The sequence below is a fragment of the Jannaschia halovivens genome (assembly GCF_046452375.1).
Classification (GTDB): domain Bacteria; phylum Pseudomonadota; class Alphaproteobacteria; order Rhodobacterales; family Rhodobacteraceae; genus Jannaschia; species Jannaschia halovivens.
Genome location: NZ_JBKFDJ010000001.1, coordinates 596,927 through 614,646 on the forward strand (window position 1 = coordinate 596,927; position 17,720 = coordinate 614,646).

Genomic DNA, 17,720 nt, shown 5'->3' on the forward strand with positions numbered 1-17,720 from the left:
GGCCGATGCGGGGCCGGACGGAGGCGTGCGGGGATGCGGGCCAAACCGGTTTGGGGGGAATGCCGTGAATCTCCGGCAGTTATCCGATCTGCTCGGGCTTTCGCCCACGACGGTCAGCCGTGCGCTCGGCGGCTACCCCGAGGTCAGCGAGGAGACGCGCCGCCGCGTCCGCGCCGCCGCCGACGCCCATGGCTACCGCCCGAACCGCCGCGCCGCGTCGCTCGCGACCGGTCGCGCGATGGCCGTCGGCCACGTCATCGCCACCTCGCATTCGCACGAGATGGTGAATCCCGTCTTCTCGGATTTCGTCGCCGGCGCGGGCGAGGTCTATGCCGCGCGGGGCTACGACATGGTGATGTCGGTCGTGGCCGACGGGCAGGAGGTCGCGGCCTATCGCAACATGGCCGAGACCGGCAGCGTGGACGGCATCATCGTCCACGGTCCGCGCCGGGGCGACGTCCGTATAGACGTGCTACGCGACCTCGGCCTGCCGTTCGTTGTGCATGGCCGCGCCCCCCTCGAGCATTCCGACTACAGCTTCGTCGATATCGAGAACGCGCGGGCCTTTCGCCGGGCCACCGATCTTCTGCTCGATCTCGGACACCGGCGGATCGCGCTCATCAACGGGCGGGCCGAGATGGATTTTGCCCGCCGCCGCCGCTCCGGCTGGGCCGAAGCCCTCGCGGCGCGCGGCTTCCCGGTCACGACCGACATGGAGGTCAATGCCGAGATGTCCGAACAGGCGGGACACGCCGCGGCCGTCGCCCTCCTGGCCCGCAACGACGCGCCGACCGCATTCCTCGTCTCATCGATCATCATGGCGATCGGCGTCCGGCGCGCCATCCACGAGGCGGGCCTCGCGATGCCCGGGGACGTCTCCGTTGTGATCCATGACGACATGCTGGGCTATCTCGGGAATGGTGGCGATCGTCCGGTCTTCACGGCGACCCGCTCGTCGGTGCGGGCGGCGGGTCGGCGCTGCGCCGAACTCCTGATCGAACGCATCGCCGATCCGGCGCTGGCCCCGGCACAGGAAGTGTGGGACTGCGAGCTGGTGACCGGCGGTTCGACCGCGCCGCCGCCATGACCGCCCTGCCCCGCAAGACGCGATCCGCGCGCGCCGGGTCGCCAGACATCCGGAGACGCCCGCGATGACCAAGTCCCGTCCGGACGCCGCCGCGTTCACGACTGCCCGCAGTGACTTTCCCGAGGGTTTCACCTTCTCGACCGCCACCAGCGCGTACCAGATCGAGGGTCATGCCTTCGGCGGCGCGGGCCGGACCCATTGGGAGGCCTTCGCCGAGATCCCCGGCAAGGTCGACCGGGGCGAGACAGGGGCCGTCGCCTGCGACCACTATCACCGCTGGCCCGAGGATCTGGACCTGATCGCGGAGGCCGGGCTCGATGCCTACCGCTTCTCGACCTCATGGGCGCGGGTCATGCCGGATGGCGTGAACGTCAATTCGGAAGGGATTGATTTTTATGACAAGCTGGTCGACGGAATGCTCGAGCGCGGCATCAAGCCGATGGCGACACTCTACCATTGGGAGCTGCCCGAGACGCTGTCGAAGGCAGGTGGCTGGACTGTCCGCGACACACCCGAGGCCTTCGCCCACTTCGCCGAAGTGATCGCGGACCGGATCGGCGACCGGCTACATTCCGTAGCACCCGTGAACGAGCCGTGGTGCGTCGCCTGGCTGTCGCATTTCGAGGGCTACCATGCCCCCGGCCTCGTCTCGCTCGATGCCGCCGCCAAGGCGATGCATCACGTCGCCCTCGCCCATGGCCTCGCGGTCGAGGTGCTGCGTGACCGGGACGTTCGCGGCGTCGGCGCGGCCTGCAACCTCGAATACGCCCTGCCCGCCAGCGAGACCAAGGCCGACCGGACCGCCGCCCGGCTCTATGACGGGATCTACAATCGCTGGTTCCTCGGCGGCATGATGCACGGCGCCTATCCCGAGGACATCCTCGACGGGTTCGCGCCCCACATGCCAGAGCGTTGGCAGGACGACATGGCCATGATCTCGCAGCCGCTCGACTGGTTCGGGATCAATTACTACACCTGCCGCCGCCTGACGCGGGGCGAGGGACCGTGGCCGTCCATCGCCACCGTCGAAGGCCCGCTGCCCAAGACCGACATGGGGTGGGAAATCTGCCCCGAGGGGCTCGAACACCTGCTCAAATGGGTGGCCGATACCTATACCGGCGATCTGCCGCTCTTCATCACCGAGAACGGGCTGGCGAACGCCGACACCCCCGACCGCCCCGACCATGAGCGCGTCGCCTATCTCGAGGCGCATTTCCAGGCCGCTCTGCGCGCCATCGCGGCCGGTGTGCCGCTCGAGGGCTTCACCGTCTGGTCGCTTCTCGACAATTACGAATGGACGCTCGGCTATGCCAAGCGCTTCGGTCTCGTCCATATCGACTTCGACACCCAGGCGCGCACGCCCAAGGCCAGCTATCACGCGCTTGCCCGGATGCTGTCGCGTTGATAGTCGCCCGGCATGTCTGATCCCCTGTTCCTCGTCGCCGATGTCGGCGGAACCAACACGCGCGTCGCGATGGCGCATGGTCGCACGGTCCTGCCCGAGACGATCCGCAAGTACCGCAACGCCGAGTTCGCGAACCTCGCCCCGGTCCTGCGCCGCTACCGCGAGGATCAGGGCGGTCCCGCCCCGGTTGGTGCCTGCGTTGCCGTGGCCGGCCCCGTGGCCGACGGCGTGGCCGAGCTGACCAATCTCGACTGGTCGATCGATACGACGCGCCTGATCCAGTGCACCGGCGCGCAGGGCGCGGCCATCCTGAACGACCTGCAAGCACAGGGCCACGCATTGGGCCACATGGCGCCCGACGCGCAGGAGGCGGTGATCGACCTTCCCGGCCATGACGGTGCCGTGCGGCTGGTGATCGGGGTCGGCACCGGGTTCAACGCGGCACCGGTCCACGTCACACCGACCGGACGGCTGGTGCCCCCCTGCGAGGCCGGTCACGCGAACCTGCCGATCCGCACGGAGGCCGAGCTGCGGCTCTGCACTTTCGTCTCGACGGCGCACGGGTTCCCGGCGGTCGAGGACGTGCTCTCGGGTCGCGGGCTGGAGCAGGTCTATCGCTGGCTCGCGACCGAAGCGGGGTCGGACGAGGAATACCTTGCCGCCGAGATCATGGCGCGGGTCGAGAGCGACCCGCGGGCCGAAGCCGCCGTGCGCCAGTTCATCCGAATCCTCGGGACGGTCGCGGGGAACCTGGCGCTCATCCACCTGCCGCTGGGCGGCGTGTACCTCGTCGGCGGGGTCAGCCGCGCCATGGGGCCGCACCTGGCGCGCATGGGTTTTGCCGAGGCGTTCCGCGATAAGGGTCGCTTCGCGGGTTTCATGGGCAACTTCCCGGTGACGCTGGTGACCGACGACTTCGCGGCGCTCACCGGCTGCGCCGCGCACCTGACCGAACGCGCCGCCTGAAGGTGACAGACGTGGCTCAGGCCGCGTCCGCCTCCTCGGCCTGCTGGCGGTGCCACATGCGCGCATAGCGCCCGTCGCGGGCCAGAAGCTCGTCGTGGGTGCCCTCTTCGGTGATGGTCCCGGCCTCCAGGACGACAATCCGGTCTGCATCCACCACCGTCGACAACCGATGCGCAATCATGATGACTGAGCGCCCCTCGGACATGGCGCGCAGTTCGTGCTGGATGTCGCGCTCGGTTTCCGTGTCGAGGGCACTCGTGGCCTCGTCGAGCAGCAGGATCGGCGGGTTCTTGAGAAGCGTCCGGGCGATGCCAACCCGCTGCTTCTCGCCGCCCGAAAGCTTCAGGCCCCGCTCGCCCACGGTCGTCTCGTACCCGTCGGGCAGGCCCGCGATGAACGTGTCGATCGACGCCGCGCGCGCGGCCTCCTCGATCTCGGAATGGGTCGCCTCGGGGCGCCCGTAGGCCACGTTGTACCGCAGGTCGTCGTTGAAGAGGACGGTGTCCTGCGGCACGACGCCGATCTGTGCGTGCAGGCTGTCCTGCGTGACGGACCGGACATCCTGGCCGTCGATGACGACCGCGCCATCGGTCACGTCGTAGAAGCGAAAGAGCAACCGCCCGATGGTCGACTTCCCCGATCCCGACGGGCCGACCACGGCGACGGTCTCGCCCGCGCCGACGGTCAGCGTCACGCCCTGCAGGATGGGCCGCTCGGAATCGTAGCCGAACCAGACATCGCGAAACTCGATGCGCCCGCCCTCGATCTTCAATGGCTGAGCATCGGGCGCATCGCGTACCTCGGGCGGCTGTTCCAGCAGGCCGAACATCTCGCCCATGTCGACCAGCGCCTGCCGAATCTCGCGGTAGACCGTCCCGAGGAAATTGAGGGGCATGGTGATCTGGATCATGTAGGCGTTCACCATCACGAAATCGCCCACCGTCAGGTCGCCCTGCTGGACGCCCATCGCGGCCAGCACCATGACGCCGACGAGGCCCCCCGTGATCAGGAGCGATTGCCCGAAATTCAGGAAGGCCAGCGAATAGGAGGTCTTGAGCGCGGCCTTTTCGTAAAGCTGCATCGCCCCGTCGTAGCGTTGCGCCTCGCGCATCTCGGCGCCGAAATACTTGACCGTCTCGAAGTTCAGAAGGCTGTCGATCGCCTTCTGGTTCGCGTCCGTGTCCTGGTCGTTCATCTCCTTGCGGATCTTCACGCGCCATTCGGTCACCGCGAAGGTGAACCAGATGTAGAGGCCGATCGTCACGACGACGATGGCCAGATACCAGACGTCGAAGACGAAGAAGAGGATCGCGGAGATCAGGAGGAGTTCGAGGACCAGCGGCCCGATGGAGAAGAGAAGGAACCGCAGCAGGAAATCGACGCCCTTCACGCCCCGTTCGATGATCCGGCTGAGGCCGCCGGTCTTGCGGGTGATGTGATACCGCATCGAGAGACGGTGCATGTGGGTGAAGGTCTCGGACGCGAGCTGCCGCAGCGCGCGTTGGCCCACCCGCGCGAAGATGGCGTCCCGCAACTGCTGGAAGCCCACGTTCATCAACCGCGCGAGGCCGTAGATCACCGTCAGCCCGACCGCCCCCGCCCCGAGCGCCCAGGCGGGCGTGACCGTTTCGGGGGCCAGCGCGTCGACGGCGGCCTTGTAGAAGAACGGCGTCGTGACCGCGACGACCTTGGCCACGACCAGCATCGCCAGGGCGATCACCACCCTCCGTTTCACCCAGCCCTGCCCGTCCGGCCAGAGATAGGGCGCGACCCGGCGAACGATGCCCATCGAATCCGCGGGGGCCTCGGTCGTCGTCAGGCTCGTGCGGCGCATGGGGGGATCCGGTCAAATCGCATTCGGATGAACCTAGGGGTGCGCCCCCCGGAAGGCCACCCGCCTACTGCGTGTCCGGCAGGGTAAAGATCTGGCCGGGATAGATCAGGTCGGGGTCGCGGATCAGGTCGCGGTTCGCCTCGAAGATCTGCACGTACTGGATGCCGTCGCCGAAATACCCTTCCGAGATCGCCCAGAGCGTGAAGCCCGGCTGCACGGTCACCGCGGTCGTGCCCTCGCCTCGGTTCGCGGCGGCGGCGGCGATGTCGGGGGCGATACGCTCGAACGGGGTCTCAATGCGGCTGGCGACCGCGCCCGCCGCATCGAGCGCATCGATCCGGAGCGTGTAGATCCCCTCGTCGACGTCCGGAAGCGGCGACGCCCAGCTTCCCGGATCGCCGATCGGCACGGTGCGGACGGGCCGGTTGTCGAGGTAGATGCGAAGCTCACCCGAGGGCGCGCCGGTGCCGGCCAGTTGCACGTCGCCCAGCGCGTCGTAGCGGATGACGTCGATCCCGAGCGACGTGGTCGCATCCGGCGCCTCGGCCGCAGGCAGTACCGCGACGCCCTCCGGGCCGACGCGGAAAAGGCGCGGTGAGGTCGGACTGGCAGTGTCGTCGGTTGCGACGTCGGCGGCGCCGATGTCTGACGTGGCCATGTCGGTCGGGGCAACGGCTTCCGTATCGGGGATGTCAGTGGCCGTGGCCGTTTGCGGCACATGGGCTTCGGGGGCCAGCGCGGCGGTCTCGATATCCGGGGCGTTGCCATCCGGCACGGCGGGTTCGGCCGCCGCGATCGACGGCTCCGAAGCATCGGATTCAGCCACCGCGACGCCGCCCGGTGCCACCACGTCGTCTGCGACCGGCTCTGCCGGATCGCTCGCCGCCTCGCTCACCTCAAGCCGCGCCGTGTCACGCGCGACAGGCACGCCATCGCGCATCATGCGGCCATCCGTGGCAACGACCGTGCCAGCCGGGAAGGACGGGACCCCGTCGATCTCGATGGCACCGTCCGGGCCGATGCGCGTGGTCGGCGGCAGGACGATCTCGCCCGCGATTTCGACGCCGTCCGACGTGATCCGTGTGCCGGCCGGGAAGGTCGGCACGCCTGCGACCGTGACCGCGCCGTCCGCGCTGAACACGGTTCCAGCCGGGAAACGCGGGACCCCGTCGATGCGGATCGTGCCGTCGGCCTCGACCGACGTTCCCTCGGGAAACAGCGGAACGCCATCGATTGTGATCCGCCCCGTGCCATCGATCTCGGTGCCCGGCGGGAAGCGCGTCGCACCGACCGAAACGGCGCCGTCGTCGGACCGGATGGCGGTGCGCGGCCAGGACGGCGCGCGGGTAACATCGGGCGTCGTCGCCACCTTAGGCGCGGAGGGAACCGTGGGGGCCACGATGATCGAGGTCTGACCATCGACGCGCTGGCCGGTGCCGACCTCGGTCTGGAGCGACAGGACGCGCGGAACCTCCGATGGCGGCAGTTCGAGGAAGGTAACGAAATTGCCTTCGGGATCCGTGCGCGCGGTCGCGACATCCGCCCCGTCGATATTCAGGACGACGTCGCTATCCGCCTCGCCCCGCCCGGCCACGAGCGCCGAGCCGTCGGGCTCGATCCGCACGACATCGACGCTGGCCCCACTGCCCGTCGAAGGCGCGTCCGGGGCGTCGGCATCCGCCACGATCTCCGCTACATCGCCAGTCGCGGCTTCGGCGGCGGGTTCAGGTACGATCGCGACATCCACGGCGGTGGTGGTCGTTCCATCTGCGTTCGGTTCTTCGATGGGCGCTGTCGGCTCGGGGGCGACGCCCGCCGTCTCCGTCCCGGCTTCCACCTCGGTCCCTGCCGTTGGCGCAGGCGTCTCGACCGGCGGCACGCGGCCTTGCCAGAGGACAAACCCGCCTATCAGACCGCCCACGATCGCGACCACGGCGATGCCGCCCTTGACCGAATTGCTCACCGCCATCGCGTCATCCATTCCCCCGGCTTTGCGGGACGGTATCAACGCGGATAGGCAGGGGCAAATCACGCGGGAGTGTCATGTCATGGCGAAATCCATCTGTGTCTATTGCGGTGCACGGGACGGCGATGCGCCCGCCTTCGCCGCCGCGGCCGACGCCCTGGGCGCGGGCATCGCCGCGCGGGGCTGGCGGCTGGTCTACGGGGCGGGCGACGTCGGGCTGATGGGCCGCGTCGCGCGCGCCGTGCAGGACGCGAATGGCGAGACTTTCGGTGTCATCCCGACGCACCTGATGGAGATGGAGGTCGGCAAGCGCGACCTGACGCGCTTCGTGGTCACCGAGACGATGCACGAGCGCAAGAAGGTGATGTTCATGAATGCGGACGCCGTGGTCGTCCTGCCGGGCGGCGCGGGCACGCTGGACGAATTCTTCGAGGTCCTGACCTGGGCGCAACTGGGTCTGCACGCGAAGCCCCTGATCCTCGTCAATGTCGACGGCTATTGGGACGGGCTTCTGGCGATGCTGAACGGGATCGTCGCACGGGGCTTTGCGGATGCCAGCCTGCTCGATCTAGTGCGCGCAGCCCCGGATGCCGGGACCGCGCTCGAATATCTCGACTGACGGATCAGGCCGCGTCCGACATGCCCGCAAGTTCGTCCGAGACGATCTTCTCGATCTCGTTCAGCGGGTGGTTGGTCAGCGTCTTGTCGATCTCGGCCACGATCTTCGAGGTCACCTCCTGGTGCATCTCGTCGCGCATCACGCCGAGGACCATGGGCGAAGCCACGAGGACCAGCCGCTCGAATTTCCCGGCATGGGCCATCTTGTAGAGCTTGTCGGCGAGGTCGGCGGCGAAGCGTTCCTTCTGAAGCTCGTGGAAATCCGTCTCGTCGTATGCGGATACACCCGATCCATGGCTCTCCTGCACGCGGCCGCGCCGGTTTGCCGTCTGCTCGCGGTCGGGCGGATTGTCCTCCTCCTCCTTGCGGACGATTTCGAGATTCGGGTTCTCGTCATCGGTGCGGTTGATCATGAACAGCGCCTTTTCGCTGTCCGTGACGACCACGAGGGTGCCGTTGGTCAGCTTCGTCATCGCTTCGGTCCCCCGGCGTCGTTGACGTCGCGGATGTCCTCGTCGTGCTTCTTGGTCACGCGGGTCGTGCCGCGCGCGCCTTGTGTGGTCGCGCGCAGAAGCGCGTCCTCGGTGCCGACGTCGCGGGCGATGTCGCCACCCGACCGGCCCTGGTGGCTCGGGGTCGCGGGCATGTCTTCGATGAACTGGTCCGTCTCGCGGGTGCCGTCGCTGGAGCGGTGTCGCTCGGCCATGTTGTCCTCCGTTGGCAGGTTCGCTCCCTCAACGCGAAGCGCAGGCACGGGTTCCTGAAACGCAACGGGGCGCCCCGGATGGGACGCCCCGATGAGGTTCGGACCGGACGCGGCTCACATGCGCGAGGCGACGTTCTCCCAGTCGACGAGGTTCTCCATGAAGTTCTGGAGATAGGCGGGCCGCTTGTTGCGGAAGTCGATGTAGTACGAGTGCTCCCATACGTCGCAGCCCAGAAGCGCCGTCTGCCCGAAGCAGAGCGGGTTCACGCCGTTCTCGGTCTTGGTGACCTTGAGCGAGCCGTCCTTGTCCTTGACCAGCCAGCACCAGCCCGAGCCGAACTGGCCCGCGCCAGCGGCCTTGAACTCGTCGGTGAACTTGGCGATCGAGCCGAAGCTCTCGTTCAGGGCATTCGACAGCTCGGATGGCATGTCGCGGCCCTTTGGGCCCATCATTTCCCAGAACTGGTTGTGGTTCCATAGCTGGCTGATGTTGTTGAAGATCCCCGACTGGGCAACGGCGTTCGCATCATAGGTGCCGGTGATGATCTCCTCAAGGGACTTGCCCTCCCATTCGGTGCCTTCGATCAGCTTGTTGCCGTTGTCGACATAGGCCTTGTGGTGGAGGTCGTGGTGATACTCCAGCGTCTCCTTGGACATGCCGCCATCGGCCAGCGCGTCATGGGCATAGGGCAGATCGGGAAGCTCGAAGGCCATGGGGTCTCTCCTCGGGGTTGATGCGTCACAGGACATGTCGCCCGGTATGGCGCCGGGTCAAGCCCCGATCGGCACCGCGTTCCGCAGAAGTCCTTCCGCGTAGACGGCGACCGAGCGGAAACATACGACCCGCCAGCCTTCGCCCTCGCGCCAGATGGCCGCTGGGATCTGGGCCATGCGGGTCCGGCGCACCTCGGTCGGTGCCAAGCGGTCAAAATCGACCGGCACCAGGCGCGACAACACCGCCTCGGCCCCCTGCCCCGTCACCGCGAAGACCGCGCGCGCGTCGCTGACTACGGCGACGGTGGCAAAGGCGTCTCCAAGGGCGTCAGTCAGGCGCACCGCCACGCCCGGCGCCGCGTCGTAGTCGCAGGTTACCAGAAGCTCGTCCGGCGACATCCAGAGGCAGCCGTGGCCGCCCGCCTCCGTCCGCATCCGCTGATCCGGGCGGGCGAAGCCGGTGACATCCGTGACGGCGGGCCCAAGCGTGTCGAGATCGCCGCGCAGGGTGATCATGCCGAGGGGCGGCAGCGCTTCGACGGTTACGTCAGACATTCTGCTTCTCCCCTTCGCGGTCGAAGAAGACCGGGTCGACGATCCGCGCGGCCACGGGCGCCTGACCGATGCGCGTGAAGTGCAGGACCTCGCCCATCCGGTCCGGCCCATGGGCGACGAGGCCCATCGCGATGCCGTGGCCCAGCGTGGGCGAATGGTAGGTCGAGGTCACACGGCCTTGGGTGTTGCGCTGGCCATTGGCGTTCTCGCCTTCGGCGATGGCATAGGCGCCGTCTTCCAGCACGCTGCCGTCTTCGGTCCGAAGCCCCACCAGCTTCCAGCGGTCGGGCTTCTGGAACTCCGACCGCGCCTGGCCGCGCTTGCCCAGATAGTCGTCCTTCTTCTTCGAGATCGCCCAGTCGAGGCCAAGGTCCTGGGGGATCACCGTCCCGTCGGTCTCGTCCCCGATCATGATGAACCCCTTCTCGGCCCGCATCACATGCAGCGCCTCGGTCCCGTAGGGTGTCGCACCGAACTCGGCCCCCGCCGCGTGCAACGCTTCCCAGAGCGCAAGTCCTTGGGTCGCGGGCACCGCGATCTCGTAGCTGAGCTCGCCCGAGAAGCTGATCCGGAAGGCGCGCACGTCGAACCCGCCCAGCGTGCCGTCGGCCCAGCCCATGAAGGGCAGCGCGTCGGCCGAGACATCCATGCCGCCCAGCGTCTCCAGCACCGCGCGCGCCTTCGGCCCGACCACGGCGATCTGCGCGAATTGCTCGGTCAGGTTGACCGTGTGGACCTGCCAGTCCCACCACTCGCATTGCAGCCAGTCCTCCATCCAGCCGTGGATGCGGTCGGCCCCGCCGGTGGTCGTGTGGCAGAGGAAAGTCTGGTCGTCGATCCGCGCGACGACGCCGTCATCGATCAGGAAGCCATTCTCGTCGCACATCAGGCCGTAGCGGCAGCGGCCCGGCTTCAGACTGCTCATCATGTTGGTATAGAGCATATCGAGGAAGCGGCCCGCATCCGGGCCCCGCACCAAGATCTTGCCCAGCGTGGACGCATCCAGCAGCCCCAGCCGCTCGCGGGTGGCCCGGACCTCGCGGTGGACGGCCTCGGCATGGCTCTCGCGGCCCTGCGGATAGCAGTAGGGCCGCCGCCACTGGCCCACCGGCTCCCAATAGGCGCCGTGCGCCTCGTGCCATTCATGCAGCGGCGTGCGGCGCAGCGGCTGGAACAGATCCCCCCGCGCCTCGCCTGCGATCGCGCCCAGTGTCACGGGCGTATAGGGCGGGCGGAAGGTCGTGGTCCCGACCTGCGGGATCGCCTCGTCCAGCCGGTCGGCGAGAACGGCCAGCCCGTTGATGTTGCTCAGCTTCCCCTGGTCCGTCGCCATCCCGAGCGTGGTGTAGCGCTTGGCATGCTCGACGCTCTCGAACCCCTCCTGGGCGGCGAGGCGGACGTCCGAGACCTTCACGTCGTTCTGGTAGTCGAGCCACATCTTGGCGCGCAGCTTCGGGCCCGCGCCCTGCGGCATCATCCAGATCGCCTCGATCGGGGCCTCTTCGGTCGCGTGAGCCTCGGGGGGGGCGAGGTCGAACGCGTCCGCCGCGTCGGCCAGCACCTCCGCCGTGGTCAGCGCGCCCGAGGCGGCCCCCACGCAAGACACGAAGCCCCGCCCGTCCTGATCGGTGGGCGGGCGGTCGGGATCGGGCCGAAACATCGCCCGCGCGTCGTCCCACCAGAGCTTGCCGCCGCAATGCGAGAAGAGATGCACGACCGGCGACCAGCCACCGGACATCGCGACTGCGTCGCACGCGATCTCCTGCAGCACGGCGCCTTCGCCGGCCTGAAGGCAGACCGCGACGCCGGTGACCCGGTCGTTGCCTATGACCTTCGCGATCCCGCGTCCGACATGAACATTGACGCCCAAGCCTTTGATCTCGCGTATGATCGGGCTGTCGGGCGCAGCGCGCGCATCGATGATGGCCGGCACCTGAAGCCCCGCAGCCAACAGGACCTTCGCCGTGCGGTAAGCGTCGTCGTTGTTGGTGACGATGACCGTCCGGTCCCCGAGGCTGACGCCGTGGTTCACCACGTAATCGCGCAGCGCTCCGGCGAGGATCACACCCGGCACATCGTTGCCCGCAAAGCTCAGCGGACGCTCGATCGCGCCGGTCGCGGCGACGACCTGCCCGGTGCGGACCCGCCAGACCCGCTCGCGCGGACCGGGGCCGCCGAGATGCTCGTTCAGCAGGACGTAACCGTGATCGTAGACCCCGGACGCCTCTGTCGCGAGATGCAGCGTCACGTTCTCCATGCCGTCCAGCCGGGCGACCGTCGCCTCCACCCACTCGGCAGCGGGCATGCCATCGATCTCGCCCCCGTCGACCGGCGCCCGACCGCCCCAGTGGCGTCCGCGCTCGACGAGTATGACGCGCTGGCCCGAAGCCGCGGCCCCGAGCGCCGCCGTCAGGCCCGCGAAGCCCCCGCCCGCGATCAGGATGTCGCAGAAGGCGTAGCGATGCTCGTAGTGGTCGGCGTCGCCTTCGGTCGGCGCGGCCCCGAGGCCCGCGGCCTTCCGGATCACAGGTTCGAAGATGTGCTTCCAGAAGGGCCGCGGATGGATGAACGTCTTGTAATAGAAGCCCGCGGGCAGGAATTTCGACGCCCAGTCGTTGACCCGGCCGATATCGAAGGCGAGCGACGGGAAGGCGTTCTGGCTCCGCGCGACCAGACCCTCGACCAGCGGCTGTTCGGTGGCGCGCTGGTTCGGCTCGAACCGCGCGCCCTCGCCGATGCCCATCAGGGCGTTGGGCTCCTCGGGGCCCGAAGCCACGACCGAGCGCGGTCGGTGGTACTTGAAGCTGCGGCCCTGCACGAGTTGCCCGTTCGCCAACAACGCCGAGGCCAACGTATCGCCCGCATAGCCACGCAGACTTCGCCCGTCGAAGGTGAAGGAGACAGGCCGGTTGCGGTCGATCCGCCGCCCGCCGGTCTTCAGGCGCGCGCTCATGTCCGGGCCTTCTCGATTGCGGCCAGGATCTCGGGCGGCGGGGCCTTGGTCTGGGCGGAATAGGTGCCGAACACCTCCAGCGTCGCGGTGTCGCGCGCGGCGAGGAACCACTTGCCGCAGCCATAGGCATGCCGCCAGCGCTCGAAGTGAACGCCCTTCGTGTTCTCGCGCATGAAAAGATATTCCTCGAACGCGTCGTCCGAGGCCTCGGGCCCGCGGCGCACGAGATGTGCATCGCCACCGGGCGCAAGTTCGGTTTCCTCGACCGGGAGGCCGCAATTCGGACAGGTCAGGAGGAGCATACGACGCCCTCCCGTCCCGCAGTCAGGTCATCGCGACCCGATCTTCGCGGTGTCGATCCGAACCTCCGGTGCGCCCAACCCGACATCGAGCGAGCCGCCCACGGCGAGGAAAGCCGTGAAGAGCGCCGCAACGAGCGTGCCACCGAGGATGAAGTTGATGCCGCGCGTGCGGCGTTTGGCAGTAAAGGCCATGGCAGTGGACCAATTAAGTTACGCTTCCCCTCGGTAACCGATAGCACATCTCGACGGTTCCCGTCTTGCGCGAAGACAGACCGTTGCAGGAAAGTGATCGTTTCCATTAATGCGCCACTCCCGCGGCCACGCTTTCGTCGATGAATCGACCTTCGCGAAACCGTTCCATTCCAAAGGCTTCCGTCAGGGGCGAATGCCCCGTGGCGATCAACTCGGCCATGCCCCAGCCCGATCCGGGGATCGCCTTGAACCCTCCCGTGCCCCAGCCGCAATTCATGAACATCCCCTCGACCGGGGTCTTCGACAGGATCGGCGAGCGGTCGCCCGTGACGTCCACGATCCCGCCCCATTGGCGCAGCATCTTGAGCCGCGAGAGCATCGGGAAGGTCTCGACGAGCGCGCGCACCGTCTCCTCGATATGGTGGAAGCTGCCCCGCTGGGTGTAGTTGTTGAACCCGTCCGTGCCGCCGCCGATCACCATCTCGCCCTTGTCGGACTGGCTCAGATAGCCGTGGACGATATTGGCCATGACGACCACGTCCATGCACGGCTTGATTGGCTCGGAGACCAGCGCTTGCAGCGCCACCGACTCCAGCGGCAGACGGAAGCCCGCCATGCCTGCCAGCACGCCCGAATGCCCCGCGACCACCCCGCCGAGCTTACCGCAGGCGATCTGCCCCTGGGTCGTGTCCACGCCGGTCACGCGTCCGCCCTCGGTCCGCACGCCCGTGACCTCGCATTTCTGGATGATGTCCATGCCCATGTCGGTGCAGGCGCGCGCGTAGCCCCAGGCGACGGCATCATGCCGCGCCGTGCCGCCTCGCGACTGCCAGAGCGCGCCCAATACGGGATAGCGCGGGCCCTCGATATTCATGATCGGGCAGAGGTCCTTGACCTCGGCGGGCTCGATCCAGCGGGTGCTGACGCCCTGCAGCGAGTTGGCATGGGCCGTGCGCTTGTAGCCGCGCACCTCGTGATGGGTCTGGGCCAGCATCATCACGCCGCGCGGGCTGAACATCACGTTGTAGTTCAGGTCTTGGCTCAGCGTCTCATAGAGGCTCCGGGCCTTCTCGTAGATCGCGGCCGACGGGTCCTGCAGGTAGTTCGAGCGGATGATCGTGGTGTTCCGACCGGTATTGCCGCCGCCGAGCCACCCTTTCTCGAGGATCGCGACATTTGTGATGCCGTGGTTCTTGCCGAGATAGTAGGCCGTCGCCAGCCCGTGCCCCCCCGCGCCGACGATCACCACATCGTAGCGTGCGCGCGGCGGCCGCTTGGCCCAGGTCCGGCCCCAGCCCTCGTGGTTGCGCAGGGCTTCGCGGGCGATCGCGAAAGCGGAATGGCGTCTCATGGTCGTCCCCCCTCCCGGGCTCCGTCGCAAGCCGTGTCGTTCGGCCCTGCATGCCCCGACCCCCGGCCGATCCACGGCCTTCGGGCGGCGTGTGGGCATCCGTTTGCGACAGGCGCGCGGACCGGCCCCGATTAGACCCGGCCATCACATCCCCGCAAGGGGGCGCGATCGGGGCCTTTTGTCTCGGGTTGGGGGCGGCTAGGTGAAGGCCATGATCCTCTTCGCGCTCGCCGCAACCATCCTGACCATCGCCTGCGTGGGCATCATCGTCGCGGCGCTGCGCGTTCGCGCCGCGGCCGACATGGATGCGCCCGACGTGGCCGTCTATCGCGACCAGCTGGCCGAGCTCGACCGCGACGCCGCGCGCGGCACGCTGCCCCCCGAGGAAGTCGAGGCCGCGCGGACCGAGGTTGCGCGCCGCCTGCTGGCCGCCGACCGCAGCGCCGCTGCCGGTCACGCCCGTCGCCCCGGAAACATGACGCTGGGCGCCGTGCTGGTCGCCGTGCCCGTCATCGCCATCGCGGGGCTGACCTACTGGCTAATCGGCGCGCCGGGCTATCCAGACCTGCCACTCGCAGACCGCGTGGCGGCCGTGGAAGCCGGACGCGCCGCCCGCCCCGGTCAGGCCCTGGCCGAGGCCGAGGTGCCCAACCGGATCGACGACAGCCGCCCCGAGATCACCCGGATGGCCGAACAGCTTCGCGAGGTGCTCGCCGACCGCCCCGACGACCTGCGTGGCTGGTCCCTCGCGGCGCAGACCTTCGGGGGCCTGGGCGACCTCGAGGCCGCGTGGCGCGCGCAGGAGCGGGTCATCGCCATCCTCGGCGACCGGGCCGAGGCCACGGACCACACCGCCCTCGCCGACCTGATGATCCAGGCGGCAGGCGGCTACGTCTCGCCCGAGGCCGAGGCCGCGCTGGCCGAGGCGCTGCGGCTCGATCCCGAGAACGGGGCCGCGCGCTACTATGTCGGGTCGATGTATGCCCAAGGGGGGCGTCCCGACCGCGCCTGGCCGATCTGGCGCCGCCTCGTGGCAGATAGCGAGCCGGGCGATCCCTGGCTCGACCCGATCTACCTGCGCATCGAGGAGATTTCGGCGCTGGCCGGCGATCCCACCCCCCTCGACCAGTTGCCGCGCCCCCGTGGGCCGAGCGCGGACGACATCGAGGCGGCGGGCGAGATGACCCTCGACGAGCGGATGGAGATGATCCGCGGCATGGTCGAGGGCCTCGCCATCCGCCTCTCCGAAGACGGCGGTCCGCCCGAGGACTGGGCGCGGCTGATCTCGGCCTACGGCGTGCTGGGCCGGACCGATGCGGCGGCCGCCGTCTATGGTGAGGCGCGCCTGGTCTTCGCCGCCGACGATCCCGCACTCGACACGCTGGCCCGTGCGGCCGAGCGGGCGGGCCTGACACCGTGATCCACGACAACATCGACGAGTTCGCCGCCGCCCTGCCGCCCTTGGGTGCGCTGATCGGGCTGGATCTCGGGACCAAGACCATCGGCGTCGCGGCCTCGGACACGATGCGGTCGGTCGCGAGCCCGATCACCACGATCCGCCGCGCCAAGTTCACCGCCGACGCCATCGCGCTCGAGGCGTTGCTGACCGAGCGGGCCATCGTCGGCCTCGTCCTCGGCCTACCCCTCAACATGGACGGCAGCGAAGGCCCCCGCATCCAGTCGACCCGCGCCTTCGCCCGCAATCTCGACCGTCGCATCGACCTGCCCATCGCGTTCTGGGACGAACGGCTCTCGACGGTAGCCGCCGAGCGCGCACTGCTCGAGGCGGATACGACACGCAAACGTCGCGCCGAGGTCATAGACCACGTCGCGGCGGGCTATATCCTGCAAGGGGCGCTCGATCGCCTTCGCCATCTCGGACCGACGCCATGACCGACGATCCCACCTCCGACCGCATCTGGGCGCGCGCCGAGATCGAGAGCCCGTGCATCCGCGTCTGCGTCGTCCACCCCGAGACGCGGCTCTGCGTCGGTTGCGCGCGCTCCATCGACGAGATCGGGGCATGGTCGCGCCTGACGCCGGACGCCCGCGCCGCCATCATGGCCGAGCTGCCCACCCGCGATGCCGCGCCTACCGTCCGTCGCGGCGGACGCGCCGCACGGCGCACCCCCTAGGGATTGCGGATAATCGCCGCTTCGTGCGGCGCGACGACTGGGGCCGGCGCGCCACGTACGATCCGGACGCGCAACGCCTGCAAAAACCAGACCTGCACCGGATGTCCGCCTGTCAGAACAGCGCTTTCCGCAGCATGTTCAGCGCCACGAGGAACAGGAACACCGCGAAGGCCCGCTTGAGCGGGGCCGGGTCCATCGCATGGGCCAGCTTCGCGCCCAGCGGCGCGGTCAGCACGGTCATGGCGACGATCACAACGAAGGCCGGCAGGTTCACCAGCCCCACCGTGTAGGGCGGCAAGACGCCGTCCGCGGGCAGGACCAGGAACAGGATCACCGCCGGCACCGCGATCAGCATCCCGAACCCCGCGGCCGTCGCGACGGCGCGGTGGATCGGAACGCCATGCAGCGTCATCAATGGCACGCCGAAACTGCCCCCGCCGATCCCCATCAGCACCGATGCGAAGCCGACGGCAGGCGAATACGCATAGCGCCGGCCGCCGCGCGGCATCTCGGGCGCGATCCGCCAATGCGGCTTGGAGAGCGCCATGTAGGTCGCCACGATCAGCGCCAGCACCGCGAATATCGCCGTCAACGTCTCGGACCGGAGCCGCGTGGCCACCATGACGCCCAGGGCCGCGCCGATGGCGATCCCCGGCCCCCAGCCGCGCAGCACGTCCCAGTCGACCGCGCCCTTGGCCGCATGGGCCTTCACCGAGCGCCACGAGGTCACGACGATCGTCGCGAGCGAGGTGGCGACGCAGACCTGCATGATGTTGGCGCCGTCATATCCGAGCACTTGGAAGACGTAGTAGAAGGCCGGGACGAGGACGATGCCGCCGCCCACGCCCAGAAGCCCCGCCAGAACGCCTGCGAAGGCGCCGACGGCCAGAAGGAAGCCGATCAACGGCGCGAGGGTCGCGAGGTCGGGCATCGGTG

General features: G+C 68.6%; 18 protein-coding genes. 7 read left to right on the top strand and 11 right to left on the bottom strand.

Features of this window, described 5'->3' with window-relative positions; translation table 11 throughout:
• The first annotated feature begins 64 nt into the window (after nucleotides 1-64).
• The 3 genes from ACK8OR_RS03015 (at nucleotide 65) to ACK8OR_RS03025 (ending at nucleotide 3,458) form a co-directional block, all read left to right on the top strand.
• Nucleotides 65-1,087 (top strand): substrate-binding domain-containing protein, encoded by a 1,023-nt coding sequence (locus ACK8OR_RS03015; protein WP_410187987.1) that lies wholly within the window; start codon nucleotides 65-67, stop codon nucleotides 1,085-1,087.
• A gap of 64 nt (nucleotides 1,088-1,151) precedes the next feature.
• Nucleotides 1,152-2,492 (top strand): GH1 family beta-glucosidase, encoded by a 1,341-nt coding sequence (locus tag ACK8OR_RS03020; RefSeq protein WP_410187988.1) that lies wholly within the window; start codon nucleotides 1,152-1,154, stop codon nucleotides 2,490-2,492.
• Nucleotides 2,493-2,504: 12 nt separating this feature from the next.
• Nucleotides 2,505-3,458 carry a glucokinase gene (locus ACK8OR_RS03025; protein WP_410187989.1) on the top strand — a complete coding sequence of 318 codons (954 nt, stop codon included), beginning with the start codon at nucleotides 2,505-2,507 and terminating at the stop codon, nucleotides 3,456-3,458.
• 16 nt (nucleotides 3,459-3,474) lie between these two features.
• Here ACK8OR_RS03025 and ACK8OR_RS03030 read toward each other — a convergent pair whose 3' ends face one another.
• Nucleotides 3,475-5,292, bottom strand: coding sequence for an ABCB family ABC transporter ATP-binding protein/permease (locus tag ACK8OR_RS03030; protein ID WP_410187990.1), 1,818 nt, complete (start codon nucleotides 5,290-5,292; stop codon nucleotides 3,475-3,477).
• Nucleotides 5,293-5,356: 64 nt separating this feature from the next.
• The gene (locus ACK8OR_RS03035) at nucleotides 5,357-7,273 is read right to left on the bottom strand and encodes a LysM peptidoglycan-binding domain-containing protein (RefSeq protein ID WP_410187991.1); all 1,917 of its coding nucleotides are present in this window, start codon (nucleotides 7,271-7,273) and stop codon (nucleotides 5,357-5,359) included.
• Between the two features lie 67 nt (nucleotides 7,274-7,340).
• Between ACK8OR_RS03035 and ACK8OR_RS03040 the strand changes: the two genes are divergently transcribed.
• Nucleotides 7,341-7,877 (top strand): LOG family protein, encoded by a 537-nt coding sequence (locus ACK8OR_RS03040; RefSeq protein WP_410187992.1) that lies wholly within the window; start codon nucleotides 7,341-7,343, stop codon nucleotides 7,875-7,877.
• Nucleotides 7,878-7,881: 4 nt separating this feature from the next.
• Here ACK8OR_RS03040 and ACK8OR_RS03045 read toward each other — a convergent pair whose 3' ends face one another.
• The 8 genes from ACK8OR_RS03045 to ACK8OR_RS03080 form a co-directional block, all read right to left on the bottom strand.
• Nucleotides 7,882-8,349 (bottom strand): host attachment family protein, encoded by a 468-nt coding sequence (locus ACK8OR_RS03045; protein WP_410187993.1) that lies wholly within the window; start codon nucleotides 8,347-8,349, stop codon nucleotides 7,882-7,884.
• Nucleotides 8,346-8,582: a hypothetical protein gene (locus ACK8OR_RS03050; protein WP_410187994.1), complete on the bottom strand. Its 237-nt coding sequence runs from the start codon at nucleotides 8,580-8,582 to the stop codon at nucleotides 8,346-8,348. Before ACK8OR_RS03050 ends, ACK8OR_RS03045 begins: the two co-directional genes overlap by 4 nt.
• A gap of 114 nt (nucleotides 8,583-8,696) precedes the next feature.
• A complete protein-coding gene (locus ACK8OR_RS03055; protein WP_410187995.1) occupies nucleotides 8,697-9,296 on the bottom strand; it encodes a superoxide dismutase in 600 nt (199 codons plus the stop codon).
• A 57-nt stretch (nucleotides 9,297-9,353) separates the two neighbouring features.
• Nucleotides 9,354-9,851: a sarcosine oxidase subunit gamma gene (locus ACK8OR_RS03060; RefSeq protein ID WP_410187996.1), complete on the bottom strand. Its 498-nt coding sequence runs from the start codon at nucleotides 9,849-9,851 to the stop codon at nucleotides 9,354-9,356.
• The gene (locus tag ACK8OR_RS03065; RefSeq protein ID WP_410187997.1) at nucleotides 9,844-12,804 is read right to left on the bottom strand and encodes a sarcosine oxidase subunit alpha family protein; all 2,961 of its coding nucleotides are present in this window, start codon (nucleotides 12,802-12,804) and stop codon (nucleotides 9,844-9,846) included. Before ACK8OR_RS03065 ends, ACK8OR_RS03060 begins: the two co-directional genes overlap by 8 nt.
• The gene (locus tag ACK8OR_RS03070) at nucleotides 12,801-13,106 is read right to left on the bottom strand and encodes a sarcosine oxidase subunit delta (RefSeq protein WP_410187998.1); all 306 of its coding nucleotides are present in this window, start codon (nucleotides 13,104-13,106) and stop codon (nucleotides 12,801-12,803) included. Before ACK8OR_RS03070 ends, ACK8OR_RS03065 begins: the two co-directional genes overlap by 4 nt.
• A gap of 27 nt (nucleotides 13,107-13,133) precedes the next feature.
• Nucleotides 13,134-13,298 carry a hypothetical protein gene (locus ACK8OR_RS03075; protein WP_410187999.1) on the bottom strand — a complete coding sequence of 55 codons (165 nt, stop codon included), beginning with the start codon at nucleotides 13,296-13,298 and terminating at the stop codon, nucleotides 13,134-13,136.
• A 106-nt stretch (nucleotides 13,299-13,404) separates the two neighbouring features.
• Nucleotides 13,405-14,649 carry a sarcosine oxidase subunit beta family protein gene (locus tag ACK8OR_RS03080; RefSeq protein ID WP_410188000.1) on the bottom strand — a complete coding sequence of 415 codons (1,245 nt, stop codon included), beginning with the start codon at nucleotides 14,647-14,649 and terminating at the stop codon, nucleotides 13,405-13,407.
• A 211-nt stretch (nucleotides 14,650-14,860) separates the two neighbouring features.
• On the opposite strand from ACK8OR_RS03080, the gene ccmI reads away from it, so the two are divergent.
• The 3 genes from ccmI to ACK8OR_RS03095 are packed head-to-tail and all read left to right on the top strand — an operon-like array spanning nucleotide 14,861 to nucleotide 16,784.
• The gene (ccmI, locus tag ACK8OR_RS03085; protein WP_410188001.1) at nucleotides 14,861-16,069 is read left to right on the top strand and encodes a c-type cytochrome biogenesis protein CcmI; all 1,209 of its coding nucleotides are present in this window, start codon (nucleotides 14,861-14,863) and stop codon (nucleotides 16,067-16,069) included.
• Nucleotides 16,066-16,542 carry a Holliday junction resolvase RuvX gene (gene ruvX, locus ACK8OR_RS03090; protein WP_410188002.1) on the top strand — a complete coding sequence of 159 codons (477 nt, stop codon included), beginning with the start codon at nucleotides 16,066-16,068 and terminating at the stop codon, nucleotides 16,540-16,542. The genes ccmI and ruvX overlap by 4 nt, the downstream gene beginning before the upstream one ends.
• The gene (locus ACK8OR_RS03095; RefSeq protein ID WP_410188003.1) at nucleotides 16,539-16,784 is read left to right on the top strand and encodes a DUF1289 domain-containing protein; all 246 of its coding nucleotides are present in this window, start codon (nucleotides 16,539-16,541) and stop codon (nucleotides 16,782-16,784) included. The genes ruvX and ACK8OR_RS03095 overlap by 4 nt, the downstream gene beginning before the upstream one ends.
• A gap of 112 nt (nucleotides 16,785-16,896) precedes the next feature.
• Here ACK8OR_RS03095 and ACK8OR_RS03100 read toward each other — a convergent pair whose 3' ends face one another.
• A complete protein-coding gene (locus tag ACK8OR_RS03100; RefSeq protein ID WP_410188004.1) occupies nucleotides 16,897-17,715 on the bottom strand; it encodes a sulfite exporter TauE/SafE family protein in 819 nt (272 codons plus the stop codon).
• Between the last annotated feature and the right edge of the window lie 5 nt (nucleotides 17,716-17,720).